This window comes from Castellaniella sp. (genome assembly GCF_041675725.1).
Taxonomy (GTDB): Bacteria; Pseudomonadota; Gammaproteobacteria; order Burkholderiales; family Burkholderiaceae_B; genus Castellaniella.
In genome coordinates, this window is the sequence record NZ_JBAYTI010000017.1 from 26,995 (window position 1) to 52,089 (window position 25,095).

The 25,095-nt window shown below is 62.9% G+C and carries 26 protein-coding genes and 1 pseudogene; 24 read left to right on the forward strand and 3 right to left on the reverse strand.

Annotated elements, in window-relative coordinates; genetic code table 11:
• Positions 1 to 52 precede the first annotated feature (52 nt).
• From WCZ84_RS05170 to flhA, 13 genes are all read left to right on the forward strand, one after another.
• Positions 53 to 1,924, forward strand: coding sequence for a methyl-accepting chemotaxis protein (locus tag WCZ84_RS05170; protein ID WP_372685192.1), 1,872 nt, complete (start codon positions 53 to 55; stop codon positions 1,922 to 1,924).
• Between the two features lie 95 nt (positions 1,925 to 2,019).
• A complete protein-coding gene (gene flhD / locus WCZ84_RS05175) occupies positions 2,020 to 2,343 on the forward strand; it encodes a flagellar transcriptional regulator FlhD (RefSeq protein ID WP_372685193.1) in 324 nt (107 codons plus the stop codon).
• Positions 2,340 to 2,888, forward strand: a complete 549-nt coding sequence (flhC, locus tag WCZ84_RS05180; RefSeq protein WP_372685194.1) for a flagellar transcriptional regulator FlhC — start codon at positions 2,340 to 2,342, stop codon at positions 2,886 to 2,888. Before flhD ends, flhC begins: the two co-directional genes overlap by 4 nt.
• A 181-nt stretch (positions 2,889 to 3,069) precedes the next feature.
• The gene (gene motA, locus WCZ84_RS05185; protein WP_372685217.1) at positions 3,070 to 3,936 is read left to right on the forward strand and encodes a flagellar motor stator protein MotA; all 867 of its coding nucleotides are present in this window, start codon (positions 3,070 to 3,072) and stop codon (positions 3,934 to 3,936) included.
• Positions 3,937 to 3,956: 20 nt separating this feature from the next.
• The gene (motB, locus tag WCZ84_RS05190) at positions 3,957 to 4,919 is read left to right on the forward strand and encodes a flagellar motor protein MotB (RefSeq protein ID WP_372685195.1); all 963 of its coding nucleotides are present in this window, start codon (positions 3,957 to 3,959) and stop codon (positions 4,917 to 4,919) included.
• Entirely contained in the window at positions 4,916 to 6,925 is a 2,010-nt protein-coding gene (cheA, locus tag WCZ84_RS05195) for a chemotaxis protein CheA (protein ID WP_372685196.1), read from the forward strand. The genes motB and cheA overlap by 4 nt, the downstream gene beginning before the upstream one ends.
• A 29-nt stretch (positions 6,926 to 6,954) precedes the next feature.
• A complete protein-coding gene (locus tag WCZ84_RS05200; RefSeq protein ID WP_372685197.1) occupies positions 6,955 to 7,461 on the forward strand; it encodes a chemotaxis protein CheW in 507 nt (168 codons plus the stop codon).
• Positions 7,451 to 8,296 carry a CheR family methyltransferase gene (locus tag WCZ84_RS05205; RefSeq protein WP_372685198.1) on the forward strand — a complete coding sequence of 282 codons (846 nt, stop codon included), beginning with the start codon at positions 7,451 to 7,453 and terminating at the stop codon, positions 8,294 to 8,296. Before WCZ84_RS05200 ends, WCZ84_RS05205 begins: the two co-directional genes overlap by 11 nt.
• A 3-nt stretch (positions 8,297 to 8,299) precedes the next feature.
• Positions 8,300 to 9,367, forward strand: coding sequence for a chemotaxis response regulator protein-glutamate methylesterase (locus tag WCZ84_RS05210; protein ID WP_372685199.1), 1,068 nt, complete (start codon positions 8,300 to 8,302; stop codon positions 9,365 to 9,367).
• Positions 9,368 to 9,423: 56 nt separating this feature from the next.
• A complete protein-coding gene (gene cheY / locus WCZ84_RS05215; RefSeq protein ID WP_372685200.1) occupies positions 9,424 to 9,792 on the forward strand; it encodes a chemotaxis response regulator CheY in 369 nt (122 codons plus the stop codon).
• Positions 9,793 to 9,805: 13 nt separating this feature from the next.
• On the forward strand, positions 9,806 to 10,450 hold the full coding sequence (gene cheZ, locus WCZ84_RS05220; protein WP_372685201.1) for a protein phosphatase CheZ: 645 nt from the start codon (positions 9,806 to 9,808) through the stop codon (positions 10,448 to 10,450).
• 50 nt (positions 10,451 to 10,500) lie between these two features.
• Positions 10,501 to 11,655, forward strand: coding sequence for a flagellar biosynthesis protein FlhB (flhB, locus tag WCZ84_RS05225; RefSeq protein ID WP_372685202.1), 1,155 nt, complete (start codon positions 10,501 to 10,503; stop codon positions 11,653 to 11,655).
• Entirely contained in the window at positions 11,652 to 13,778 is a 2,127-nt protein-coding gene (gene flhA, locus WCZ84_RS05230; protein WP_372685203.1) for a flagellar biosynthesis protein FlhA, read from the forward strand. The genes flhB and flhA overlap by 4 nt, the downstream gene beginning before the upstream one ends.
• Before the next feature lie 19 nt (positions 13,779 to 13,797).
• On the opposite strand, the gene WCZ84_RS05235 is transcribed toward flhA, so the two are convergent.
• The 3 genes from WCZ84_RS05235 to flgA form a co-directional block, all read right to left on the reverse strand.
• A complete protein-coding gene (locus WCZ84_RS05235; protein WP_372685204.1) occupies positions 13,798 to 14,259 on the reverse strand; it encodes a flagella synthesis protein FlgN in 462 nt (153 codons plus the stop codon).
• Positions 14,256 to 14,552, reverse strand: coding sequence for a flagellar biosynthesis anti-sigma factor FlgM (gene flgM, locus WCZ84_RS05240; protein ID WP_372685205.1), 297 nt, complete (start codon positions 14,550 to 14,552; stop codon positions 14,256 to 14,258). Before flgM ends, WCZ84_RS05235 begins: the two co-directional genes overlap by 4 nt.
• A 75-nt stretch (positions 14,553 to 14,627) precedes the next feature.
• On the reverse strand, positions 14,628 to 15,350 hold the full coding sequence (gene flgA, locus WCZ84_RS05245; protein ID WP_372685206.1) for a flagellar basal body P-ring formation chaperone FlgA: 723 nt from the start codon (positions 15,348 to 15,350) through the stop codon (positions 14,628 to 14,630).
• Between the two features lie 129 nt (positions 15,351 to 15,479).
• Here flgA and flgB point away from each other — a divergent pair, with 129 nt between their 5' ends.
• From flgB to WCZ84_RS05300, 11 genes and pseudogenes are all read left to right on the forward strand, one after another.
• Positions 15,480 to 15,896: a flagellar basal body rod protein FlgB gene (gene flgB / locus WCZ84_RS05250; RefSeq protein ID WP_372685207.1), complete on the forward strand. Its 417-nt coding sequence runs from the start codon at positions 15,480 to 15,482 to the stop codon at positions 15,894 to 15,896.
• 28 nt (positions 15,897 to 15,924) lie between these two features.
• Complete coding sequence (flgC, locus tag WCZ84_RS05255; protein ID WP_372685208.1) at positions 15,925 to 16,332, forward strand: flagellar basal body rod protein FlgC; 408 nt, start codon at positions 15,925 to 15,927, stop codon at positions 16,330 to 16,332.
• 13 nt (positions 16,333 to 16,345) lie between these two features.
• Positions 16,346 to 17,047 carry a flagellar hook capping FlgD N-terminal domain-containing protein gene (locus tag WCZ84_RS05260; protein WP_372685209.1) on the forward strand — a complete coding sequence of 234 codons (702 nt, stop codon included), beginning with the start codon at positions 16,346 to 16,348 and terminating at the stop codon, positions 17,045 to 17,047.
• 42 nt (positions 17,048 to 17,089) lie between these two features.
• Positions 17,090 to 18,298, forward strand: coding sequence for a flagellar hook protein FlgE (flgE, locus tag WCZ84_RS05265; protein ID WP_372685210.1), 1,209 nt, complete (start codon positions 17,090 to 17,092; stop codon positions 18,296 to 18,298).
• Positions 18,299 to 18,314: 16 nt separating this feature from the next.
• Entirely contained in the window at positions 18,315 to 19,064 is a 750-nt protein-coding gene (locus WCZ84_RS05270) for a flagellar basal body rod protein FlgF (protein ID WP_372685211.1), read from the forward strand.
• Positions 19,065 to 19,148: 84 nt separating this feature from the next.
• Positions 19,149 to 19,934: a flagellar basal-body rod protein FlgG gene (flgG, locus tag WCZ84_RS05275; RefSeq protein WP_372685212.1), complete on the forward strand. Its 786-nt coding sequence runs from the start codon at positions 19,149 to 19,151 to the stop codon at positions 19,932 to 19,934.
• A gap of 20 nt (positions 19,935 to 19,954) precedes the next feature.
• Positions 19,955 to 20,677: a flagellar basal body L-ring protein FlgH gene (locus tag WCZ84_RS05280; RefSeq protein WP_372685213.1), complete on the forward strand. Its 723-nt coding sequence runs from the start codon at positions 19,955 to 19,957 to the stop codon at positions 20,675 to 20,677.
• Positions 20,678 to 20,746: 69 nt separating this feature from the next.
• Positions 20,747 to 21,886 carry a flagellar basal body P-ring protein FlgI gene (locus tag WCZ84_RS05285; protein ID WP_372685218.1) on the forward strand — a complete coding sequence of 380 codons (1,140 nt, stop codon included), beginning with the start codon at positions 20,747 to 20,749 and terminating at the stop codon, positions 21,884 to 21,886.
• A gap of 70 nt (positions 21,887 to 21,956) precedes the next feature.
• Positions 21,957 to 22,925: a flagellar assembly peptidoglycan hydrolase FlgJ gene (gene flgJ / locus WCZ84_RS05290; protein WP_372685214.1), complete on the forward strand. Its 969-nt coding sequence runs from the start codon at positions 21,957 to 21,959 to the stop codon at positions 22,923 to 22,925.
• A gap of 81 nt (positions 22,926 to 23,006) precedes the next feature.
• On the forward strand, positions 23,007 to 24,695 hold the full coding sequence (flgK, locus tag WCZ84_RS05295) for a flagellar hook-associated protein FlgK (RefSeq protein WP_372685215.1): 1,689 nt from the start codon (positions 23,007 to 23,009) through the stop codon (positions 24,693 to 24,695).
• Between the two features lie 22 nt (positions 24,696 to 24,717).
• Positions 24,718 to 25,095: pseudogene (locus WCZ84_RS05300) on the forward strand (flagellar hook-associated protein 3); the annotation flags it as partial.

Below are 25,095 nucleotides of genomic sequence, written 5' to 3' on the forward strand. Positions count from 1 at the left end.
GTATCAAGAAGTAAACACGATGACAAATCACATGTCGGAGTAGGCAACGTACATGAAAAACATCAAAATCAGCACCCGGTTATGGTTGGCATTCGGCTTCCTGCTGTTCCTGTCGGCCATCCTGGTGGGCATCGCACTGTGGAACATGCAGGTCATGGTAGGCAACCAAGACGACATCCGGCAGCGCCAGGAAATCCAGACCCTGCTCAACGAAATCGAAAGCCTGGTCAAGATCAAGGACCCCATGGTGTACGGCTATGCGGTGGCGCCCGACACCCAGTCCGAGCTCTATTTCAGAAATGGCGAGGCCGCCTCCACGCAGCAGCTGGGGCGCGCCGTTCAGCAGGCCGATGGCCTGATCCACGAGCCCGAGGCCCGCGTGCTTTACGACGATCTCGTAAAGCATCGCAATCAGTACATCACGGCCGTCAGTGACATGGTGATGCAGGTCAAGCACTCGGGGCACAGCGATCAGATATTCACCGCCATCAATGGCCCATTGGCGGCCGTACAGGCCCAATTTCTCGGAAGCGTGCAGGCGTTGGTCGGGTTCCAGAATGATCGGGTGCGCGAAGCGCTCGAACAATCCGCGGCAGTGAACCGGCTCAGCGAGCAGATCCTGTGGCTGGTGGGGGCCCTGGTGTTGCTTTTTGGCAGCATCACCGGCTGGCGCATCAGCCGCGCGATCGCGGTACCCTTGCAAACCGCCGTGACGGTGGCGCAGCGCGTCGCCCGGCGCGACTTCAGCCAGACGGTGCAGGCGCATGGCCAGGACGAAATCGGCCAATTGCTCAAGGCGCTCGAAGACATGCAAAGCGGCCTGAGCGAGGTCATGCTCTTGGTGCGCCAGGACTCAGACTCCGTGGCCCTCGCGGCGTCGCAGATTTCGGCCGGCAACCTCGACTTGTCCTCTCGCACCGAGCAGCAATCCAGTTCCCTGGCCGAAACCGCCGCCACCATGGAAGAAATCACCTCGACTGTGCGCCAGAATGCCGACAACGCGCAGCAGGCCAACTCGCTGGCGGGCGACGCCAGCAAAACGGCGCAAGAAGGCGGCGACGTCATCAGCAGCCTGGTGGCGACCATGGGCGAAATCAACGTCAAATCGCAGCAGGTCACCGAAATCGTCGGGGTGATCGACTCCATCGCCTTCCAAACCAATATTCTGGCCCTCAATGCCGCCGTCGAAGCCGCCCGCGCGGGCGAGCAGGGCCGGGGTTTCGCCGTGGTGGCCTCCGAGGTCCGGGCGCTGGCGCAGCGCAGCGCCGAGTCGGCCAAAGAAATCAAGACGCTCATCAATGCCTCTGAACAGGCTGCCCACCACGGCAACGAGCAGGCTCAGCGCGCCGAGGCATCGATGCAGGAGGTGGTCGACAGCATCCGGCGCGTGACCGACATCGTGGGTGAGATCAGCGCGGCCAGCCAGGAACAGACGACAGCCATCGAGCAGGTCAATTCGGCGGTGGCACAAATGGACGACGTGACCCGCCAGAACGCCAGCCTGGTGGAAGAGTCGGCCGCAGCGGCGACCAGCCTGCAAGAACAGGCCGACGGCCTGGCGCGGCTGGTCGGTACGTTTACACTGCGCGAGCCGTCCCCGCACAGCGCGGCAGCCCAGCACGCCCACGAGCACGGTGGCGGGGCGGCGGCGTCACAGGGCGCCAGCGGCGCAAAAGCCCGTTTGGCCGGTCAATCCGGGGCCGCCCTGGCCGGCCCCGCGCTGCTGGCCAGTGCCGGAAATGGCACATCCCAGCCCAGAAGGCCGGCCGTCGGGCTATCGTCCGACATCAAGGTCGGCGCGGCTGCCGCTTCGCAGAAAAAACCCGCGCCGGCACCCGAAGGCGGGCATCGTGCCCGCCGGGAGAACGGCACCGCGGCGGCTGGCCAGACCCCCCATAGCGTAGGCGAATGGGCCGAATTCTAATGTCGGGATCCGGAGACATTCGCGCGGCCTGAGCGGCTCTGTTCAATCATCCGGAGCGGAAAAGCTCCACAGAAGTCAACGTGGAGACGGTTGTCATGTATCACCACAACCCTGCAGTACTGCATGATGTTTATGAGATCAACCTGTCGTATCTGATGCTCGCCCAGAAGCTCCTCGGAGAAAACCTGGCAGCCGGCGCCTACCGGCTTGGGGTCGATCAGGACACGGCCGAGCTGTTGCTGAACTTGTCCCCCGCACAGGTCGTGCGGCTTGCCCAGTCCAGTTCCCTGGTGTGTGGCTTTCGGCTCAATGATGCCGATCTGCTGCAGTCCTTGTGCCAGGGTACGCTCGATGGCATATTGCAGCAGGCCCATGCGGCCATTCTAATGGCCCAACCTGCTGCCGAATTGGTCAAATGAGCAAACCCAGCGTTGCCCAGGAAGCCGCCGAGATCCTTCTCGCCTCCGAGATGATCCGCCTGGGTGCGCGCCTGCAGGTCCTGCAGGCGGAAACCCGCCTGAGCTACGATCGGCTGTCGCGCCTGTATCGTGACATCTGCGGGCGGTCCGCGCCCAAGGGCATGTTGCCATACTCGCTCGACTGGTACATGACCTGGTTGCCCAACGTGCACAGCAGCCTGTTCTACAACATCCACTGCTACCTGAAAGACAGGGTGGGGATCGCCCCGATCCAGGCGGCCGTCGAAGCCTACAAACTGTATCTCGAGCAGGTGCAGGCGGGCCTGGTGCCCGATGCCCGCTCGGGCGACGCGCCGCTCTTGAGTTTCACCCGTGCCTGGATGCTGCTGCGTTTCTTCGATAGTGGCCAGCTCCAGTGTTCACGCTGTGTCCGTTGTCGTGGCCAGTTCGTTGCCCACGCCCATGATCCGGATGCCCATTATGTATGCAGCATTTGCAAGCCGCCTCCGCGCGCCGGAAAAGTGCGGGCATCCCCAAGAAACTAGCGCAGTGATCTCGAAGGGCGCCACCTGGCCGACTGCACTCGCAGCGGGCGGGCCGCCATCGATCATCACCGTCCGGATTCCGGATCACGATGGCTGGATTAGGGCGGGAAAACCCATCCGAATCCAGGCTTTGCTTCCCGAAAAAGCAGCGATCATGACTGCATTCGTAAAAGGCCATGTCGTGTTTATCTTTCTTGGATACCTGGTCGTCGGGTTGGCCGTGATCGGCAGCTACGTGCTCATGGGGGGGCATCTGGGGGCGTTGTACCAGCCCTTCGAATTCCTGCTGATAGGGGGCTGTGCCGTGGGGGCCTATATCGGTGGCAGCAACTTGGATTCCGTGCGCTTGCTGGGCCGCGCCATCCCCTGGGCCTTGCGCCGTGACACCCACAACAAGGCGCTGTTCATGGAATTGCTGTCGGTCCTGTACAAGATCCTCCAACGCATGCGGCGAGACGGGCCCATGGCCATCGAATCAGAGATCGAGGATCCGCCGGCAAGCCCATTGTTCGCAGAGTTCCCCCAGGTGACCCGCAACCCGCGCCTGATGGAATTTCTCACCGATTACCTGCGCATCATGATCAGCGGAAACATGAATGCCTTCGAGATCGAGCAGCTCATGGACGAAGAAATCGAGGCCGCCAAAAATGAACACGACATCCCCATCAACGCCCTGAAGTCGGTGGCCGATGGCTTGCCCGCGTTCGGCATCGTGGCTGCCGTTCTGGGCGTCGTCAAAGCGTTGGCTGCGGTAGACCAACCGCCCGCCATACTGGCCGACCTGATTTCCAAGGCGATGGTGGGTACCTTCCTGGGGATATTGTTGTCATATGGCTTTGTTTCGCCGCTGGCATCGGCCCTCGAGCGCCAGGCCAAGGCGCGCCTGAAAACCCTGGAGTGCATCAAGATTACGTTGCTGGCCAGCCTGAACGGTTATCCACCCCCGCTGGCCATCGAATTCGGGCGCAAGGTTTTGTTTTCTTCCGTCCGCCCCTCCTTCAGCGAACTCGATGGCCACGTGCGCGAGTTTCGCCGTCAGGCAGATTAGCATCGGTTATGGCGCGGCATATGGAACCCGGGCGTGTCGTCATTCGGCGCAAGCGCATTCCTGACCCGTCTGCTCATGGCGGCAGCTGGAAGATCGCCTATGCGGATTTCATGACGGCGATGATGGCCTTTTTTCTGGTCATGTGGCTGCTTTTGCTGGTACCGCGCACTGATCTGCAGGAAATCGCGCAGTATTTCCGCATGAGCCTGTCCGAGGCCATGCAGGCCAACGATCACGCGGGCTCCACCCGCTCGGTGATCCCCGGAGGCGATCCCAGCGTGATTCCAGAGCAGTTCAAGCTCGACGACAGCGGCTCCATTTCCCAAGACAGCCTGGGCCAGGCCATGGCGCCGATACCCGAACCGGACGCCGGGGCCCTCGATGAGGACGAAGCCGACCAGCGCCAGCTCGAAGATCTGAAGCGCACGCTCGAGAGCCTCATCGCACGCAACCCCGTCCTGCAGCAATTCAGGCCGCAACTGTTGCTCGACATGACCCCGGACGGGCTGCGCATCCAGATCCTGGACCAGAACAATCGGCCCATGTTTGCCTTGGGCAGTGACATCGTGCAGTCGTACATGCGCGATATCCTGCGTGAGCTCGCGGTGCCCCTGAACGCGCTGCCCAATGCCATTACCGTCTCGGGGCACACCGATGCCATGCGCTATGCCCAGGGCGACCGCAGCTACAGCAACTGGGAACTGTCCGCCGACCGGGCCAATGCCGCACGGCGCGAGCTGATCATCGGCGGGCTCGTGGAACACAAGATCAAGCGCATTTTGGGGCTGGGGGAAACCGTGAACCTGGTCAAGGAAGAGCCGCTGGCCGCCGTGAACCGGCGTATCAGCATCCTGGTACTCAACAAACGGGCCGAGCGGCGCATCGATCGCCAGGATGCCGTCGGGGCCCAGAGCCTCGAGGCGCTGCAAGCCTTGAACAGGGGCCGATTCCAGCCCGCTGGCGAATCACCGGAGGCCTTATGAGCGAAGCCGTAGACCTGAGTGAATTCTTCGATACTTTCTTCGATGAGGCAGACGAGCTGCTCGATGCCATGGAGCAGCACTTGCTGCATCTCGATCCTGCCGCGCCCGACATGGATGCGCTCGCCGCGATATTCCGGGCCGCGCATTCCATCAAGGGGGGGGCGGCCACCTTTGGCTGCTTCGAAGAACTGACGACCGTCACCCACACCCTGGAAAACATTCTTGATCCCATCCGGCACGGGGATATCGCTTTGCAGGCCGGGATGATCGATCTTTTTCTGGAGACAAAAGACGTGTTGAGCGCTCAAGTAGCCGCCTATAGAAAGCAGGCCGCGCCCGATGAGGCAGCCTATGCCCGCATTTGTGCCCAGCTGCAGGCGTTGGCCGGTACGACGCACACTGCGCCAGACGATGAGGCCGACTGGCCGGTGCGCGTGCGCATCGAGCGCCTGGCACAGGAAGACACCGCCGCCATCGCGCACGAAATGGGCCTGATGGGCACGGTGTTGCATCAAGTTCATGACGACGCCGGCTGGTCGGTCTGGCTGGACACCTCTGTGCGCCCGCACGATCTGGCCGCGGTCTGCTGCTTTGTCGTGGATGCCGATCAAGTGCATGTCACGCGCGAACCGGTGCCAGGCATCGAGGCGGCCGCAGTAGAAAATGCGCCGCAGCCGTGGCCGGATGCCGAGGCGCCCGCCGCAGCGGAACATGCCGCCGGGCAGGTGCCTGATCCGGCCTGCGCCGCACCAGGCGATCGTTCGTCCGTTCAGGCGCCGCGCACCGAGTCTGAGACGGCCCGGGGCGGCACCGTAAAAGAGCGGGGCACCATCCGCGTGGGGGTCGAAAAGGTCGATCAGATCATCAATTTGGTGGGTGAGCTGGTGATTACGCAGGCCATGCTGGCACAAAGCTCCCAGGGGCTGGACGCGATCGTTCACGATCGCCTGTTGGGCGGCATCGAGCAGCTCGATCGCAATGCGCGCGATCTCCAGGAGGCGGTGATGTCGATCCGCATGGTGCCCATGGATTATGTCTTCAGCCGGTTCCCACGGGTCGTGCGCGAAAGCGCGGCCCGGCTGGGCAAGAAGATCCGCCTGGAAACACACGGCCAGGCAACCGAGCTCGACAAGAGCCTGATCGAACGGATCATCGACCCGCTGACGCACCTGGTACGCAACAGCCTGGACCACGGCATCGAGCGGCCAGCCGATCGCGAGGCCCATGGCAAACCGCCGGAAGGGGTCCTGACCCTGACCGCCCAGCATAGTGGCGGGCACGTCGTGATCGAAGTCTGCGATGACGGCGCCGGGCTCAATCGCGAGCGCATCCTGGCCAAGGCGCGCGAAGCCGGTCTGTCGGTGTCGGATGCGACGCCAGACGAAGAACTCTGGCCGCTGGTGTTTGCGCCGGGCTTCTCCACGGCTGAACAGGTGACCGACATTTCCGGCAGGGGGGTCGGGATGGATGTCGTACGGCGCAACATCCAGAGCCTGGGCGGCCACATCCAGCTGTTTTCGCAGGTCGGCCACGGCACGACGACCCGCATCGTTCTGCCGCTGACTTTGGCCATCCTGGATGGCATGTCGGTCAAGGTCGGGGCTGAAACGTTCATATTGCCCCTGGGCCACGTCAATGAATCCCTGCAGGCCAGCGCAGATCAGATCCGCGAGCTGTCCGCCGGCGAACAGGTGCTGCACGTGCGGGGCGAGTACCTGTCCATCGTGCCGCTGCATCAGGTATTTCAGGTTCCAGGCGCCGAAACAGATCCGGCCCGTGCCATCGCCGTCATCGTGCAGGCCGAAGAATCCCGCTTTGCCGTATTGGTCGATCAGCTGGTTGGCCAGCATCAGGTCGTGGTCAAGAGCCTGGAGGCGAATTACCGCAAGGTATCCGGCATTTCGGCGGCCACGATCCTGGGCGACGGCAGCGTGGCCCTGATTGTCGACATCTTCGCACTCATGCGCCAGGCCCGGCCCGTCGCCGTGGCCGAGCTGGCCACCTGACTAACATTTCTGCACCCCTTGGAGTCCACATGAACCCAGTCCACACCAAATCCCAGGATGACTCGGCCCTGGATCACGAGTTTCTGGTGTTTGCCCTTGCACAACAGGAATACGGCATCGATATCCTCAAAGTGCAGGAAATCCGCGGCTACGACGAGCATTCCGTGACGCGGATCGCCAATGTCCCTTCATTCATCAAGGGGGTCACCAATCTGCGGGGCGTCATTGTGCCGGTCGTCGACTTGCGCGTGCGTCTGAATCTCGAGCAGGTCCGCTACGACGAACACACCGTGGTCATCATTCTGAACATCCATTCGCGGGTGGTCGGTATCGTGGTCGATGCGGTGTCGGACGTCCAGACCCTGAAGCCGGCCCAGATCAGTGCCGCGCCACAGTTCGGTTCGGCCTTTGCCGCAGAATACCTGACCGGCATCGGCACGGCCGACGATCGCATGCTGATACTGATTGACATCGAAGCGCTGATGACGAGCCGGGACATGGCCCTGATCGATCACGAAATCGAGCATGTCAGCTGATACGGCCGATCTGTTTCCCAGCCAGCAGGCCGCTTGGGCGCAAACCCGCCTCGAAGCGGGGCAGGTCGAGCGCGCGCAGCGGCTGCTGCGCCGTCACTGTGGCATGGTGCTGGGCACGCACAAGCGCATGATGGCCGAGCGCGTCCTGCGCGAGCGGGTCGATCTGACGGGCGCTTACGACGTCACGGCGTATCTGAACAGTCTGGAGCAAGACGCCGCGCATCCCGAATGGGAGCACTTCGTCAATGCGTTCATGATCAATCACACGGCGTTCTTTCGCGAAGACTATCACTTCCCGATCCTGGCCGAGTTCGTGCAGGATCGCCCGCGGCCCGTCCATATCTGGTGTGCGGCAGCCTCGACTGGCGAGGAACCGTATTCCATCGCGATGACCCTGCAGTCCGTCTGTGCAAATGCGTTTTCGGTCTGGGCGACCGATATCGATACCGAAGCCCTGGCCCAGGCCCGTGACGCTGTTTATCCGCTCGAACGGGTGCAGTCCGTTCCTGCGCATTTATTGCGCAGCCATTTCCAGCGGGGCCTGGGCGTGCAGCAGGGCTTTGCACGGGTGCGGCCCGAGCTCGCCGCCACCGTCACGTTCCAGTCATTCAATCTGGCCAGTGCCCACTGGCAGGTGGGGCAGCGTTTCGATGCCATTTTTTGCCGCAACACCATGATTTATTTTGATCGGGCTCTTCAGGAAAAGATCCTGCGCCGCTTTGTTCATTGGCTCAAACCCGATGGGCTGATTTTCGTCGGTCATTCCGAAAGCTATACCGATTTGCGCGACTGCGTCCGCTTGCGGGGCAAAGCGGTCTACACCAGGGCGGGCTGACCTATGACAACGGTCAAACGTTCCAAGATTCGCGTCCTGTGTGTCGATGACTCCGCGCTCGTGCGCAGCCTGATGGCGCGCATCATCAGCCAGCAGCCCGACATGGAAGTGGTCGCTGCGGCGGCACACCCGCTCGAAGCCCGGGACCTGATCAAGCAGCACAATCCCGATGTGCTGACCCTGGATGTCGAAATGCCCTACATGGACGGCCTCGATTTTCTCGAGCGCCTGATGCGCCTGCGGCCCATGCCGGTGGTCATGGTGTCTTCGCTGACCGAACGGCACTCGGAGATCACGCTGCGGGCCCTCGAGCTGGGTGCGGTGGATTTCGTCACCAAACCCAGGCTGGGCCTGAAGGATGGCCTGCTGAGCTACGCGGACACCATTGCCGACAAGATCCGGGCGGCCGCCCAGGCGCACGTTCGCGTCGTCAATCAGAAACGTCCGCCCGCCCGCGCGCGCCTGTCCGGGCCGCTGGCCTCCACCGAAAAAATCGTGGCCATCGGGGCGTCCACCGGCGGGGTCGAGGCCATCCGCCAAGTGCTCGAACCCATGCCGGCCAACAGCCCGGCCATCTTGATCACCCAGCACATGCCCGCGGGCTTCACGCGTTCGTTCGTACAGCGGCTGGACGCATTGTGCGCCATCACGGTGCACGAGGCCGAGCATGGGCAGCGCATCCTGCCCGGGCATGCCTATCTGGCGCCGGGCGGGATCGCGCATCTGACCCTTGCCCGCTCGGGCGCGGATTACGTCGTGGCCCTCGACCACGGGCCGCCCGTCAATCGCCATCGGCCGTCGGTCGACGTGCTGTTTCGTTCCACGGCCGCGGTTGCAGGCAAGAACGCGATCGGTGTCATTCTGACCGGGATGGGCAAGGATGGCGCACTGGGTCTGCTGGCGATGCGGCAGGCGGGCGCCCAGACGCTGGCCCAGGACGAGGCCAGCAGTGTGGTCTTCGGCATGCCCCGCGAGGCGCTGCTGATCGAAGCCGCCGAGGCCGCGGTGCCTTTGCAGGCCATGAGCGAAGTCATTCTTGAAAAAGCGGGTGCCTATGGGCATCGGGTCTGAAATGTTCAACAGGCAGGCGCCTTGGGAGGCATCACGCTGTGCAAGTCGATAAGTCCATGAAATTTCTGGTGGTGGACGATTTCCCCACCATGCGGCGGATCATCAAGAACCTGCTGCGCGATCTGGGTTTCGACAATGTCGAGGAAGCTGAAGACGGTGCCATGGGGCTCGACAAGCTGCGCCATGGGGGCTTCGATTTTGTCCTGTCGGACTGGAACATGCCCAATATGGATGGCCTGTCCATGCTCCAGGCGATCCGCGCCGACGCGGCCCTGTCCAAGTTGCCCGTCCTGATGGTGACCGCAGAGGCGCGCAAGGAAAACATTATCGCGGCCGCCCAGGCGGGGGCCAACGGTTACATCGTCAAGCCCTTTACGGCAGCGACGCTTGAAGAAAAGCTGAACAAGATCTTCGAGAAGCTTTGATGAGGAAGACGCAATGACTACCAAACTGTCAGGCGCAGCCAGCCTGGGTGAGGCGCCGGTCGAACTGTTGCAGCGTATCGCGCAGCTGACACGCACATTGCGCGAAAGCATGCGCGAGCTGGGGCTCGACCAGACGATCAAAGAGGCGGCCAGCGCGATTCCCGATGCCCGTGACCGCCTCGACTACGTCGCCAGCATGACCGAACAGGCGGCCAATCGGGTTCTGAATGCAGCCGAGGAAATACAACCCTGGCAGACCGAGATGCAGGAAGGCGCCCTGGCCCTGAGCGCCGCCTGGCAGGCCTGGTTCGACGCGCCCATCGAGCTCGAACAGGCACGTGGCCTGGTCGACGATACTCGCGCGTACCTGGCTGCGCTGCCGGCCAAAACGCAGGCCTCGCAGGAGCGGCTGATGACCATCATTCTTGCCCAGGATTTCCAGGACCTCACGGGGCAGGTCATTTCACGCATGCTGCAGGTCATCGGCACCATTGAGTCCGAACTTCTGCAGGTGCTGATCGACCATGTTCCCCAGGAAAAATCCGACGCGGGCCAGGGCTCCTTGCTCAATGGGCCGGTCGTTGCATCAAAGACGGGCGCCGAGGTCGTTTCAGGCCAGGATCAGGTGGATGATCTGCTGGCCAGCCTCGGGTTTTGATTTCTTCGGTTTTGAACCGGCTCCAGTCCTGAATCCGGACGCATCAGGCCATGGCGGACGACAGCGATCTTGAAAAAACGGAACCCGCGTCACCGCGCCGGCTTGAAAAGGCCCGCGAGGAAGGGCAGGTGGCGCGTTCGCGCGAGTTGGGCACCTTTCTGGCGTTGCTCTGCGGAATGGTCGGGCTGTGGTTTAGCGGGCCGTATTTTCATGCGAATCTCATCGCCATCATCCGTCGCGGTCTGGGTTTCGATGCCGTCATCCTGCAGGGTCGGGCCTCGTTGCTTCAACCGGCGCTCCTTTCGGCGTGGCAGGCCTTGCAGGTGCTCTTGCCAATTTTCGGCGTGCTGGTCCTGGCCGCGTTGTTTGCGTCGGTCGCCCTGGGCGGGGGGGTCTGGTCGCTGCAGGTCATGGCACCCAAGCCCGAACGGCTCGACCCGTTCAAAGGCCTGAAACGCATGCTGGGCACGCAAACCTGGGTCGAGCTTGCCAAGACGCTGGCCAAGGCGAGCCTGCTGGCGTTGGTGGGGATTCAGGTGATCGCGTTGTTCATGGACGACATGCTCGCGCTCTCGGGCAAGGCGCCCACGCTCGCGGTCCGCGATGCCATGACGCTGGTGGCGATCTGTTGTGCGTGGATCGCCGCGTCCTTGTTGCTGGTCGTGATGATCGACGTGCCTTGGCAGCTGTGGCATCACGCGCGCCAATTGCGCATGTCGCGCGAAGACGTACGCCAGGAGCACAAGGAAAGCGAAGGCGATCCGCAGGTCAAGAGCATGATTCGCCAGCGGCAGCGCTCGATGGCGTTCAACCGGATGATGAGCGCCGTACCCAAGGCCGACGTCATCGTCACCAATCCGGTTCGCTATGCCGTGGCGCTGCAATACATCGAAGGCGATGGGGCGGCTCCGCGCGTGATCGCCAAGGGGCGCGGGCCGCTGGCCGCGCGCATCCGGGCCCTGGGGCAGGCGCATGCCATACCGCAGCTCGAGGCGCCCCCTCTGGCGCGGGCACTGTATCACGCGGTGCCCCTGGACCACGAGATTCCAGCCGCGCTGTACCAGGCGGTCGCCGAGGTGCTGGCCTGGGTCTATCAGGTCCGCCGCTGGCGCCATGGGCAAGGGGATGCGCCCGAGCGGCCCCGTGCGCTGCCCGTACCGGCCGCAATGGATCCCCGGGCCGGGTCGCTGCGGGAGGCGCCATGATGTCACTGATACGCTCGGTGCAATCCCTGGGCCTGAGCAGTGCCCGGATGCTGGCAGGGCCCGTTCTGATCCTCATGGTGCTGGCCATGATGATCCTGCCCTTGCCGATTTTCGTGCTGGACTTGTTCTTCACGTTCAATATTTCGCTGGCGGTGATGATCCTGCTCATGGCCATGTTTACCCGCAAGGCCCTGGATTTTGCCGCCTTCCCGTCGGTCCTGCTGTTTGCCACGTTGCTGCGCCTGTCCCTGAACGTGGCCTCGACGCGGATCATATTGCTCAATGGGCATAATGGGCCCTCTGCCGCGGGGCGGGTGATCGAAGCCTTCGGGCAGTTTCTGGTGGGCGGCAATTTTGCCGTGGGCGTGGTGGTGTTCATCATTCTGGTGATCATCAATTTCGTCGTGATCACCAAGGGCGCTGGCCGCATCGCCGAAGTGGGTGCCCGTTTCACGCTGGATGCGATGCCAGGCAAGCAAATGGCCATCGATGCCGATCTGAACGCCGGCCTGATCAACGAAGACGAGGCCCGCTCGCGACGCCGGGAGATCGCCCAAGAAGCGGAATTCTACGGGGCCATGGATGGCGCCAGCAAGTTCGTCCGCGGAGATGCCGTCGCTGGGTTGCTGATCATGGTGATCAATGTCGTCGGGGGTCTGATCGTGGGCGTGGTCCAGCGCCATTTGCCCGTCGGCGAGGCTGCCAGCGTATATACGTTGTTGACCATTGGAGACGGTCTGGTTGCCCAAATTCCCGCCCTGGTGATTTCGACGGCGGCCGGTGTCGTGGTTTCACGGGTGGCCAACGAAGAGGATGTTGGCCAGCAGGTCATGAGCCAGCTTTTCTCCAATCCCAGCGTCATGTTTCTGACTGCGGGCATCCTGGCTCTGATGGGGTTGATCCCCAACATGCCGCACGTGGCTTTTCTGCTGCTCGCCCTGGTATTGGCCGCGGCTGGCTGGGCGTTGTTGAAGCGCCAGCGCAAAGCACAGGATACTCAGGCTCAGGCGCGCGCGGGGCTCGCGGACCCTTTGGCGGACCCGGTTGCGGTCGAGGCCACGTGGGATGATGTCCACAGTCTGGACACGCTGAGCCTGGAGGTGGGCTATCGCCTGATCCCATTGGTCGACGTGCAGCAAAGCGCCGAGCTTCTACAGCGTATCCGCAGCCTGCGCAAGAAGTTCGCCCAGGAAATCGGCTTTCTGCCGCCGGTCGTCCATATTCGTGACAACCTGGAAATCGCCCCGAATGCTTATCATATTTTGTTGCTGGGGGTTCGTATCGGCGAGGGCGAGGCCCATGATGGGCAGTGGCTGGCCATCGATCCGGGGGACAGCGCCGAGGCGCTTCCGGGCACACCGACCCATGATCCCGCTTTTGGCCTGCCTGCCGTCTGGATCTCTGCGGATCATACCGAACAGGCCCAACTGGCGGGCTATACCGTGGTGGATGCGCCAACGGTGGTGGCCACCCACTTGAACCACCTCATGCGCACGCACGCCGCCGATCTTCTGGGCCGCCAGGAAACCCAGGCCTTGATCGAGCGGGTGGCGCGCGATTTTCCCAAACTGACCGAGGAACTGGTGCCCAAAATCCTCAGCCTGGCCCAAGTCCAGCACTTGCTGCGCGGGTTGCTCAAGGAAGAGGTATCGATCCGCGACATGCGCAGCATCCTCGAAACGATGACCGAGCAGGCCGAGGCCACTACGTCGCAAAATGCGGCGGCCTCCGGGCCGGATATGGGGCGTTTGCTGGCCCAGTTGCGCAAGGCGCTGGGGCGCAGCATCGTACAACAATGGTTCGGGCAAACGCAGGAACTGCGGGTCATTGGGCTGGATCACCGTCTCGAGCAGGTTTTGTTGCAAACGTTGGGCAACGAAGCCGGGCTGGAGCCTGGTTTGGCCGAGAATTTGCTGCGTGAGGCCCAGCGCACGTTGCAGATCCAGGAAACCCGGGGCGATGCGCCCGTGCTGCTGGTCGTGCCGGCATTGCGCGTGGCGCTGGCCCGGTTCCTGCGCCTGCAATTGCCGCAGCTGGCGGTATTGTCGACGGCAGAGATCCCCGAAGACAGCTTGATTCGGGTAACCGCTGTGATGGGCGAAGGAGCGGCGCCTTCAGGATGACGGCGCGGGCGCCGTGCGCTCAGCCGGGCGTGTCGGGTGATTGGCCGGCAGGCGCCAGACGGCCCTGAGCGTTGTACAAGCTGGTGCCATGTTGCGCCTGGAGTATTTGCAACGCTTTTTGGTTGTGCTGGTTCAAGGCCAGCAGAATTTCGCCATTGCGCACGTTGATGCGGCGGGCCTGGCGAACGAGCTGTCGCCAATGGGTGACGGCTTGCTGCAGCGCAGGGTCGTGTTCGCAGAACAGGTTCAAGGTGGCGTCGATGTCGTCGGATCCGGCGGCAAGCAGAGCCTCGGTACGCTGTTCATCGAGCTCGGCCAGGCGGCTGGCGAACTCTTTTTTGCGCAAGCCCAGCTGACTGAGCGTCTGTGGGTCAGGTGCCTGGCTGAGCGCATCGGTTTCAGATTCGAGGAATTCTATGAATTTTTTCAATAACTGCGCCTGCCGTGAAATGGCGTGTTGCAGAACGGATGGGATATTCATGGATGAAGAAGCTCGAGTGCGCTTTGAATCAGGCCTTGGGCGATGCGTTCGGGGCGAATGACCAGTGTGCCTTCGTCCAGGGCCTGACGAATCTGTTGCACGCGGGCCATGTCGACGTCCTGGGTTGGGTCATGCAGAGCTGTGAGTTGCCGCGAAGCCGGGCTGAGGGCGACGGCGGGGTCAGTGGACCGACGAGGTGCCGTGGAACCGGCCGTAGAGCCCAGGGGCCCGTCGGCCGGCGCTGGCGCGTTGCGGCTGCTGACCTGGTTGTTTGGCAGGGCGGGGATTTTCACGAGGGTCTCCGGAAATGGTGTCTCTATACTCTATTACGGAAGAAATGCGGAATTCTTTAGTATTTTTTTGAAATGTCACAAAGGGACATGTACCCACTGGGTGTTGACGACCGTGCCCATGATGATTTTTCCGTGCGGTGTGCGAACCTGTATCACGCTTCCCGGGTTCCCCGACTCGACCGCATGTCCCGTCCCTGTGATGGTGAAGCCGGGGCCGCTGATACGGGTCTGCACGGGCTGGCCGCGCTCGATCGAGTCTGGGTGGCGCAGCGCACCGGATTCGATGGCCGCACCCGGCCCCATGGGGCGTGTGGCGATCCAGTCGATGATCAGCGAGGGGTCGCTCACATAGGAAGAATGCCGCAACAGATCGCCCTCGCGCGTGTCCAGGTCGTCCAGCGACAGGGCCTCGCCCCGCCGGATGCGCCGGTTGGTGACGAAATACGTCCCGGGCAGGCGAACTTCTGCGCGCAAGTAAAGCGTCCATGGTTGCGGCGTACGGCAGCGGGCCCGAACGGTGGTTCTGCTTTGCAGTGCGCCGGAGCCCATGAGATCGAATGACAGGTCGGTGCATGCAGGCTGCGGGTTGAGGCGTGGCGTATCGATATGAACGCTGACCTGGCCAGGGTAGTGGCTTGCCTGTGCTTCGATCAGGGCCCGGGCCGCTTCCATGAGAGGTTCAACGGGCTGCATGGCCTGTACGGAAGCAGCTGTGGCGGTTGGCATGAGCAGGCAGACCAGGCTGGTGATGACGAGGCCGCCGCAGCGACCGACCCATGGTGTGACGGAAGTCCCCATGCCGGCATCTTAAGAGGGATCAGCCGCTGGGGATAGTTCGAATAGAACCCGAAAGCGCTGTTTCTTCAAACCTTCTGCGAGCGGCTTGCACCCCTATGATGCCGTCATGAGCACTTTTGGGAAAACGCCATGATGGAGCGGATTGCGGTTGACCTGGATTTCTACAGAACTGCCCTGGCCGTTCGCGAGCAGCGCCAGGCGGTTCTGGCATCCAACATCGCCCATGCCGACACACCGCTGTACAAGGCGCGTGACGTGGATTTTGCCGCCACGCTGGCGCGCATGACGGACCACGGCGGTATCCCGGCGCCGGGCCGCGTGACCCTGCATTTGACGTCCTCGCGGCATATCGGTGCGCAGGCGCCGCGTGCGCCCGGGGTGGATGATCCGTTGTTCCGCATCCCCCATCAGCCCAGCCTGGATGGCAACACCGTAGAGATGGATGTCGAGCGGGTTGAATTCGCCGACAACACCCTGCGTTACCAGACCGAGTTGCAGGTGCTCAACCAGCGCATCCGGTCGTTATTGTCCGCGATCCAATCCTGACCTGACACCCATTTGAACGGTGACCCTCATGTCTTCCTTCAGTATCTTCCAGATTGCCGGATCCGCCCTGACAGCCCAGTCGCAGCGGATGAACATCGCGGCCAGCAACATCGCCAATGCCGACAGCGTCATGCAGCCGGATGGCCAGCCCTATCGAGCCCGGCTGCCGGTTTTTCAGGTTCAGCCTCATGGCGGCACCGTTGGGGTCGGCGGGGTACGGGTCGTGCGCGTATTGGAAAGCGATGCGCCCCCTCGCATGCAGTATGAGCCGGGCAATCCCCTGGCAGACGCCGAGGGCTACGTCACCATGCCCAACGTGGATCCCGTCGCGGAAATGGTCAATGTGATCTCTGCCGCGCGATCCTACCAGGCCAGCGTCGAGGTCATCAATACCAGCAAGACGCTGATGGCCCGCACGTTGTCCCTGGGCCAATAACGGAATGCCCGACATGGCCATCACAGCATCCGCCCCGACCACGCCAACCAGTCCCCTGCAGACGCTGGCCCAGACCGCCCAGGATCGAAATGAGCGCTTGGCCGACGACATCCAGGACCGCTTCCTGACCATGCTGATTACCCAACTCCAGAACCAGGACCCGCTCAACCCCATGGACAATGCCGAAATCACATCCCAGATGGCGCAGCTGTCGACCGTCAACGGTATCCAGCAACTCAACCAGACGCTCCTGGCCTTGTCGGGACAGATCGACATGTCGCAATCGCTGCAGGCAGCCGGCCTGATCGGCAAGGACGTACTGGTGCCCGGCGAGAAAATCCTGCTGGGTTCGTCGCCCGATGGCGAGGGCAAAGTGGCGGCGCCGTTCGGCATGGACCTTCTGTCGCCTGCAGCGAGCACCGAGGTCACCATTTTCGATGCGTCCGGTGCGCCGGTACGGCGCATGGATCTCGGACCTTTGCCGGTCGGGGTGCATCCCCTGGTCTGGGACGGCACCGACGATGCGGGCGCAACCGTGCCCGATGGTTCTTACCGCCTGGAGATACAAGCCAAAGACGAGGAGGGGGCCCTGTTGGCGTCCCAGGCCCTGACCCATGGGCATGTCGACAGTGTGGCCTATGGGATTCAGGGGCTTCAGCTGGATCTGGGTCTGGCCGGTACGGTCAGTCTCTTCGACGTGCGTCAGATCATGTAATCGGGTCGTTCAAAAGACCCATTCAATCAAGGAAAAGCAGCCATGAGTTTCGGACAAAGCCTCAGCGGCCTGAGCGCCGCAGCAAAGAACCTCGATGTCATCGGCAACAATATTGCCAACTCTGCGACCGTTGGATACAAATCGGGCAGCGTGACGTTCTCGGACGTGTATTCCAACTCGGTGATTGGCCTTGGGGTCAACGTCAGCGGTATCAGCCAAGACTTCAGCTCCGGCACGTTAAGCTCCACGGGCAACCAGCTCGACATGGCGATCGATGGCGACAAGGGATTGTTCGTCTTGCAGGACAAAGAGGGCTCGTTGCTGTTCACGCGCAACGGCCAGTTTTTCCCCGATAGCCTGAATCACGTGGTCAACGCCCAGGGCTATCAGCTCATGGGCTATGCGCCAGGCGGCACAAATCTGGTCGGGCTGCAGATCCCGGCTGGAAACCTCGCTCCCCAGGCGTCCACCACGCTCGACAACCGGGTCAACCTGGATGCCTCGGTGCCCGAGGTGCCGGCCGCCGTGGTGTTCGACGCCGACGATCCGGCCACCTATTCGAACGTGGTGCCGGTCACCGTCTACGACTCTCTGGGCAACAAGCATCGTCTCATGCAGTATTACACCAAGCGCGAAGCTGCGGGTGGCATGGCCCAGTGGGAGGTCAATTTCCAGCTCGATGGCCAGGCGCCCGACAACGCCGCCAGCTTGCTGCTCAGCTTTGATTCCGCCGGGGCCCTGGACCCTGCGGCGGTCTCTGCCGCCACCATGACTTTTTCCAACCTGGTGGTCAATGGGGCTCCGGTGGATGACCTGGATATCCGTATCGATTACGAAGGATCCAGCCAGTACAGCAGTGGCTTCACCCAGTCCTTTCAAGTGGATGGCTTCGCGTCTGGCGAGTTCTCCAGCATTTCCATTGCCACCAATGGCGAAATGGTGGCCCACTACACCAACGGTGAAAAGTCCGTGATAGGCATTGTCGTGCTGGCGGATTTCAACAACGTGCTGGGCCTGCGGTCGGTCGGCGGCAACGCCTGGGTTGAATCGGGCGATTCCGGCCAGCCCATTTTTGGTATTCCCGGCAGCAATGGTCTGGCGTCCATCATGGGCCAGATGGTCGAAGAGTCCAACGTGGACATCAGCAAGTCGCTGGTCGACATGATCATGGCGCAACGCACGTATCAGGCCAACGCCCAGTCCATCAAGACCCAGGATCAGATGATGCAGACCTTGATCACGATGCGCTAGAGACGGGTGACCCGGCATGGACAGGATCCTGTATGTTGCATCCAATGGCGCGGCCCGCATTCTCGAGCAGCAGTCGGCGCTGGCCAACAACCTGGCAAACACGACCACAACCGGGTTCCGTGCCGTGCTGGACGTCTACCGCGCAGTGCCCGTCCAGCCGGCCGCCGGCGAAATGCCTACCCGGGTCACCACGGTGCTGGCCAGTCATCAGGCCCACCTGGGCCAGGGCGCCGTCGTCGAGACCGGCAATGCGTTGGATGCGGCCATGGCGGGCGACGGCTGGTTTACGGTTCGCACGCCCGAGGGCGAGGCCTATACGCGGGCGGGTCGATTTACCGTCAATGACAACGGCGAACTGGTCACGGCCACCGGTGCGGTCGTGCTGTCCGTCGATGGGCAGCCCATCGAGCTGCCCGAGCGCGGCACGCCGACCATCGCTGAAGACGGGCAGATCAGTGCCTTGGGCGCGGGCGATCACCCGGCCGACTTGCAACTGGTCGGCCAGCTCAAGCTGGTCAACCCGCCTGCGGAACAGCTGCGGCGTCGGGCCGATGGGCTGTTTTCTTTGCCGGGATCCGAAGTAGCCCCTGCCGACGAACGCTTGCGCATTCTGCCGGGTTTCGTCGAGAACAGCAATGTAGAGCCGGCCGCAGCGATGGTGGCTCTGATCGCCAACGCTCGGGCGTTTGAACAACACATGAAATTCATCCAGACCGCTGACGAAAATGATCAGCGCAGCAACGCCATCCTGTCGGCCGCCGGCTGATGCCAGGCCGGGTCCTTCGATGGGCCGGCCGTTCGGGCCGCAGGATGGGACGCCCATGGGGGCAAGAACCAAAGAGGAATCGAGATGCTGCCTTCGCTGTGGATCGCCAAGACCGGCTTGCAGGCCCAGGACACCAACATGGGGGTTATTTCCAATAATCTGGCCAACGTCAACACGAACGGGTTCAAGCGGGGCCGGGCCGTCTTCCAGGACCTCATGTATCAAACCGTGCGCCAGCCCGGCGCGACCCAGGGGCCGGCCAACCAGCTGCCTTCGGGGCTGCAGGTGGGTACCGGGGTGCGGACTGCCGCCACCGAACGCGTGCATACCCAGGGAAATCTCAAGGAAACCGGCAACACGATGGATGTGGCCATCCAGGGCAATGGTTTTCTGCAAATCGAACTGCCGGACGGTACGCTCGCCTATGCGCGGGACGGCAGCCTGCAGCGTGACCAGAATGGCCGCCTGGTCACGGCGGGCGGGTATCCCTTGCAGCCCGAGATCAACATTCCGGACAACGCAATGAGCATCACCATCGGCCCCGACGGCACGGTGTCGGTCACGCAGCCCGGCGCCCCCGGCACGAATGTGGAAGTCGGCCAGCTGCAGCTGGCCGCGTTCATCAATCCGGCGGGCCTGCAAAGCCTGGGCGAGAACCTGTACGTGGAAACCGATGCGTCCGGTCCTGCCAATGTATTGCAACCAGGTACCGAGGGGGCCGGTCTGCTGCTGCAGAAATTTGTCGAAACCTCCAATGTGAACGTTGCCGAGGAACTCGTGAACATGATCACGACGCAGCGGGCCTATGAAATGAACAGTAAGGCGGTCCAGACCACGGATCAGATGCTGGCGCGTCTGACGCAGCTCTGAGCGCTGTCCATGGGGGGGGCATGACGACCATCGCCATTGGCCGCGCGGTCTGGGCCGGCTTCCAGTGTGGCGGGCGCTGGCTCGCTCTTGGGGCGTTGGCGGGCTTGGCAGGCTGCGCCCTGGTGCCGCCCGAGCCGATCGTGACGGGGCCGCTCACCGCGATGCCGCCACCGGCACCGGCGCCCGAAGCCGTGGCCAACGGTTCGATCTACCAGCCGTCAACCTATGGCCATTATCCTCTCTTCGAGGATCACCGGCCGCGCCACGTCGGCGACATCGTGACCGTGATCATCCAGGAGAAGACCCATGCCACCAAAAGCGTCGACACCAGCACCAACCGTGCTGGCAGCGCAGGGCTGGGGATCACGCTGGCGCCCGACTTTCTGCCGCCGGCCCTGGGGCCGCGCCAGAATTTCGATGCCTCCGGCGGCAATGAATCGAAGGGCAAGGGCTCGAGCAGCGCCAATAATCTGTTCAATGGCAGCCTGACCACGACGGTAGTTGGCGTGCTGGCGAACGGGAATCTGCAAATTGCCGGTGAAAAGCAGATCGCGATCAACCGGGGGAGCGAATACATCCGCTTCTCGGGTGTGGTCGACCCCCGTTCGATCACCGGAGCGGGCAGTATTTCGTCCACGTTGGTGGCGGATGCCCGGATCGAATACCGCAGCAGGGGGGTGATGGACGAAGTTCAGCAAATGGGCTGGCTGCAGCGGTTTTTCCTGAATGTTGCGCCTTTTTAGGCCGTAACGGCCCAGGCCCACGAAACCAGGGCGGTCTACATGATGAGGATTTCCACCGAGATGAGCAGGATGAAAACACAGGGGCGAGGGCGCTGGGTCGGCCCACGGGGCCTGCGCTGGGCCGGCTTGATCCTGTCGTGCCTGTGTGCGCTGTCGGTCGCCCAGGCCGAGCGCATCAAGGATCTGGGGACCTTTCAAGGGGTACGGGAGAATCCGTTGCTCGGGTATGGGCTGGTGGTCGGGCTCGACGGCACGGGCGATCAGGTGCGTCAAAGCCCCTTCACCCAGCAAAGCCTCACCAACATGCTGTCGCAGTTGGGGATTACGGTGCCCCAGGGGACGAACATGCAGGTGAAGAACGTCGCCGCTGTAATGGTGACGGCACGGCTGCCCGCCTTTACACAGCCCGGGCAGATGGTCGACGTGGTGGTGTCCTCGCTGGGCAATGCCAAGAGCCTGCGCGGGGGGACGCTGTTGATGACGCCGCTCAAGGGGGTGAATGGCCAGGTCTATGCGCTTGCACAAGGAAACCTGCTGGTCGGGGGGGCGGGGGCGTCGCAAGGGGGCTCCAGTGTCCAGGTCAACCAGCTCAACGCGGGTGTCATCCCCGGCGGCGCGATCGTCGAACGGGACGTGCCCACCACCTACGTGCGTGACGGCATTGTGCGTCTCGATCTGAACAGCAGCGATTTCGGAACCGCGCAAAACCTGACCCAGGCCTTGAACCGAACATTCGGCTCGCGTACGGCGCGGGCGCTGGATGGACGCACCATCGAACTGCGCGCTCCGCTGCAGACGGACGATCAGCTCGCCTTCCTGTCGCAGGTCGAGAATCTGCAGGTGAACCTGCCGCCCGCCCGGGCCCGGGTGGTCGTCAATGCGCGCACCGGATCCGTGGTGATGAACCGCACGGTCACGATCGACGAAGCCGCGGTCTCGCACGGCAACCTCTCGGTCGTCATCAGCCAGCACGATGACGTCGATCAGCCGGACACGCCGTTCGGCGGCGGTGAAACCGTGGTGACCCGACAGACCGATATCCAGGTGCAGGCGGCCGACGGCGCGATTCGGCGCGTGGCAACCAGCACCAATCTGGCCGAGGTCGTGCGTGCGCTGAATTTATTGGGTGCGACGCCCCAGGATCTGCTCTCGATTCTGCAGAACCTCAAGAGTGCCGGGGCCCTGCGCGCCGATCTGGAGATCATCTGATGACCGACACCACCCTCATGTCCGATACCTCCTGGCGCCGCCGCCGGGCAGGGGTTTCAGGGCGCATGACATGACCCTGGTCACCCACACCCCTTTGCCGCGCTTCGGGATGGCCCCTTCGGCGCTCGATTTTTCCGGCCTGGATGCGCTGCGCCTTCAAGTGCAGCCGGGCCGCGAGCCCGATGCCGCGGACTTCAAGGCCGTGGCCCGTCAGTTCGAGTCCCTGCTGATCCAGACCTTGCTGCGTCAGGCGCGGCAGACGGCACAGGGTATGGCCGGCCTGCCGCACTCTTCTGCACGGCAGATGGCGCAAAGCCTGGCGGATGATCAGCTGGCGCTTGCCATGACGGAGACGGGCTTCGGATTGGCCGAGGCCCTGGTCGCACAGATGAATCTGGGGCGTGGCCTGCCGAGCGATGACGTCTCCCCCCTGGATTTGTCCGCAGGGGCCGGGATGGGCCATCCAGGGCGCGACTGGGTGGCGGATTCGATTGATGAACTGCTGCAAAAGATGGCCCTGGGAGGCGGGGATGCCACGCCGCGTGCCGACACTGAAAACCAGCCGCCGGCCGGGCCTGTCCAGGCGTTCATCAGCCAAATGTGGGATGCGGCGCAACGCGCGGCGCAAGGCAGTGGCTTGCCAGCCGAGCTGATTCTTGCGCAGGCGGCGCTCGAGTCCGGGTGGGGGCAGCGGGAAATCCGGCATGCCGATGGGCGTTCCAGCCATAACCTGTTTGGCATCAAGGCCGGTGCGGGCTGGACAGGGCCGACGGCCGAGGTCATGACGACCGAATTCATCGAGGGCATGCCCCGCAAGATGGTGCAGACGTTCCGCGCTTACGATTCCTACCAAGAGGCTTTTGCGGATTATGCGCGCCTGATCAGCCGCAGCCCGCGTTATCGGTCCGTGCTCGAAGCGCGTGACCCCGCGGACGCCGCGCGCCGGATTCAGGCGGCCGGGTATGCCACTGATCCCGCTTATGCCGACAAACTGGTGGCGGTCATGGATAATTTTCGCGGATTGTCGGATTTTGGCTAAAGTTTTTCGGAATCGTGCCGTTTATATAAGTATGGGGGTGTGAAAAATCATCCCGGTCGAATTTCTCAGGCGGAGCGCATCATGAATCTGGCAACTGTGGGTCAATCGGGGCTGCTGGCGGCTCAGAACCGTTTGCAGACCACCGGTCACAACATCACCAATGCGGCCACGCCAGGCTATAGCCGGCAACAGGTGCTGGTCGAGACAGCCGGGGCCACGGCCACCTCGGCAGGCTGGGTGGGCCGTGGCGTACGTGCCGTGACCGTGCAGCGCGCCTACGATGCCTTCCTGTCGGCGCAGCTCATGCAGGCGCGCACGCGCGGGGCGGCATTGGATGCCTATGGTGGGCAAATCGCGCAAATCAATAATCTGATGGCTGATCGATCCACTGGGGTGTCTCCGGCATTGCAGCGGTTTTTTGACGGTCTGCAGGCCGTGGCGTCGGCGCCCGCCGACGTCGCGGCACGCCAGGAGCTCCTTGGGCGGGCAGACAGCCTGGTGAGTCAGCTGCATCAGGTCAATGATTTTCTGAATGATCAGCGGGTCAACCTGAACGAGCAAATCAGCACGGCGGTGCAGCAGGCCAACAGTCTGCTCGACCGGATTCAGAGCCTGAATCAGAAAGTGGCTGCGGCAGGGGCGGGTGTCACAGGGCAGCCGCCCAATGACCTCCTGGACCAGCGAGACGAGCTCCTGGCCCAGTTGGGCGAACTCATCAACGTCAGAATGGTCGAACAAAATGGGCAAGTGAGCCTGAATGCAGGCAATGGGCAGCTATTGCTGGCGGGCGACACCGTGTTCCATCTGCGGGCCACGCCCGCGCCGGCTGACGCCGGCCGCCTGACCGTCAGCGTCGAGATTCCCGATGGCCACGGCGGCCTCGTCGCCCTGGCCCTGGCCGAAACCTCCGTGACCGGAGGCCAGTTGGGGGGCTTGCTCGAATTTCGGCGCGATGTGCTGGATACCGCGCAAAACGATCTGGGCCGGCTGGCCGTGGGCCTGGCTTTATCCATCAACGCGCAGCATGCCCAGGGTTATGGCTTGTCCGGGCAGCCAGGCGGCGAAGTGTTCTCGGTGGGGGATCCCCAGGTCCGGGCCTTTGGCGGCAATTCGACCGGTCTGGTGCCAGGGCTGCATTACGAAGATGCCTCCAAACTGACCGGCAGCGACTACGAAGCCCGTTTTGACGGCGTCCAATATACGATCGTGCGCCTGTCCGACGGCATCCAGGTCGCAGCAGGGTCGGCCGGCGAACCCTTGTCGTTCGATGGCCTGGCGCTGGATACCAGCGCCCTGCAACCGCAGCCAGGCGACAGCTGGCGCCTCGAGCCTGTGCGCGATGCCATCAAGGGGCTGCGCCTGGTGCTTCAGGATCCGTCCGAATTCGCCGCAGCGGGCCTGGGCGCCGATGGCCTGCCGGGTGGTACCGCCCATGGCGACAATGCCTTGCAAATGGCCCAGCTGCAGCTGGGCAAGTTGCTGGGCGGCAGCGTCCATTCGGGCCCTGGGCAGGGTGCCATGAGCCTGAACGAAGCCTATTCCCGCCTGGTCAATACCGTGGCAGTCAAGGCACAGGCCAACCAGACGGCCATACAGGCGCAAAATGCGCTGTACCAGCAAAGTCATGCGGCTCAGCAGGCCGTTTCGGGCGTCAACCTGGACGAAGAATTCATTCTCCTGCAACGCTACCAGGAACAATATCGCGCCGCGGCCCGCCTGATTGACACGGCGTCATCCATGTTCGATACCTTGCTGGGCCTGCGGGCCTGAGCCCCTTTCAGGGAGACCCATCATGCGCATCAGTTCCGAGCTGGTTTTCCGTACCGGCCTGCAGACCATCCAGAGCCAGCAGGCCGACTTCCTGCATTTGTACCAAATGATCGGCCGTGGCCAGAAGCTGGTGACCCCCGCCGACGATCCGCTGGCCGCTTCGCAGGCCATCAATCTGTCCCAGTCGCTGTCCCTCAACCAGCGCTACGCCGCGAATCGGTCGGTGGCCCGTCAGGGGCTGGAACTCGAAGAAAATGCCCTGGGCGCGCTGACGCTGTCGATGCAGGATCTTCAGGCGCGTCTGGTCGAAGTCAGCAATGGCACTTTGTCCGATGCCGATCGGCGCAGCCTGGCCGCCACGCTCGCGGATTTGCGCGAGACCCTGCTGGGGATCGCCAAC

Bases quoted from the DNA above. Each gene is read 5' to 3' on its own strand.
- cheZ (WP_372685201.1), top strand. From the start codon at position 9,806: ATGACTACCAAACTGTCAGGCGCAGCCAGCCTGGGTGAGGCGCCGGTC.
- flgJ (WP_372685214.1), top strand. From the start codon at position 21,957: ATGACCCTGGTCACCCACACCCCTTTGCCGCGCTTCGGGATGGCCCCT.
- cheA (WP_372685196.1), top strand. From the start codon at position 4,916: ATGAGCGAAGCCGTAGACCTGAGTGAATTCTTCGATACTTTCTTCGAT.
- flgE (WP_372685210.1), top strand. From the start codon at position 17,090: ATGAGTTTCGGACAAAGCCTCAGCGGCCTGAGCGCCGCAGCAAAGAAC.
- motB (WP_372685195.1), top strand. From the start codon at position 3,957: ATGGAACCCGGGCGTGTCGTCATTCGGCGCAAGCGCATTCCTGACCCG.
- WCZ84_RS05260 (WP_372685209.1), top strand. From the start codon at position 16,346: ATGGCCATCACAGCATCCGCCCCGACCACGCCAACCAGTCCCCTGCAG.
- WCZ84_RS05235 (WP_372685204.1), bottom strand. From the start codon at position 14,259: ATGAATATCCCATCCGTTCTGCAACACGCCATTTCACGGCAGGCGCAG.
- flhC (WP_372685194.1), top strand. From the start codon at position 2,340: ATGAGCAAACCCAGCGTTGCCCAGGAAGCCGCCGAGATCCTTCTCGCC.
- WCZ84_RS05205 (WP_372685198.1), top strand. From the start codon at position 7,451: ATGTCAGCTGATACGGCCGATCTGTTTCCCAGCCAGCAGGCCGCTTGG.
- WCZ84_RS05285 (WP_372685218.1), top strand. From the start codon at position 20,747: ATGAAAACACAGGGGCGAGGGCGCTGGGTCGGCCCACGGGGCCTGCGC.
- flgK (WP_372685215.1), top strand. From the start codon at position 23,007: ATGAATCTGGCAACTGTGGGTCAATCGGGGCTGCTGGCGGCTCAGAAC.
- flhA (WP_372685203.1), top strand. From the start codon at position 11,652: ATGATGTCACTGATACGCTCGGTGCAATCCCTGGGCCTGAGCAGTGCC.
- flgA (WP_372685206.1), bottom strand. From the start codon at position 15,350: ATGGGGACTTCCGTCACACCATGGGTCGGTCGCTGCGGCGGCCTCGTC.
- flgG (WP_372685212.1), top strand. From the start codon at position 19,149: ATGCTGCCTTCGCTGTGGATCGCCAAGACCGGCTTGCAGGCCCAGGAC.
- flhD (WP_372685193.1), top strand. From the start codon at position 2,020: ATGTATCACCACAACCCTGCAGTACTGCATGATGTTTATGAGATCAAC.
- WCZ84_RS05170 (WP_372685192.1), top strand. From the start codon at position 53: ATGAAAAACATCAAAATCAGCACCCGGTTATGGTTGGCATTCGGCTTC.
- WCZ84_RS05270 (WP_372685211.1), top strand. From the start codon at position 18,315: ATGGACAGGATCCTGTATGTTGCATCCAATGGCGCGGCCCGCATTCTC.
- WCZ84_RS05280 (WP_372685213.1), top strand. From the start codon at position 19,955: ATGACGACCATCGCCATTGGCCGCGCGGTCTGGGCCGGCTTCCAGTGT.
- WCZ84_RS05200 (WP_372685197.1), top strand. From the start codon at position 6,955: ATGAACCCAGTCCACACCAAATCCCAGGATGACTCGGCCCTGGATCAC.
- WCZ84_RS05210 (WP_372685199.1), top strand. From the start codon at position 8,300: ATGACAACGGTCAAACGTTCCAAGATTCGCGTCCTGTGTGTCGATGAC.
- flhB (WP_372685202.1), top strand. From the start codon at position 10,501: ATGGCGGACGACAGCGATCTTGAAAAAACGGAACCCGCGTCACCGCGC.
- flgC (WP_372685208.1), top strand. From the start codon at position 15,925: ATGTCTTCCTTCAGTATCTTCCAGATTGCCGGATCCGCCCTGACAGCC.
- flgB (WP_372685207.1), top strand. From the start codon at position 15,480: ATGATGGAGCGGATTGCGGTTGACCTGGATTTCTACAGAACTGCCCTG.
- cheY (WP_372685200.1), top strand. From the start codon at position 9,424: ATGAAATTTCTGGTGGTGGACGATTTCCCCACCATGCGGCGGATCATC.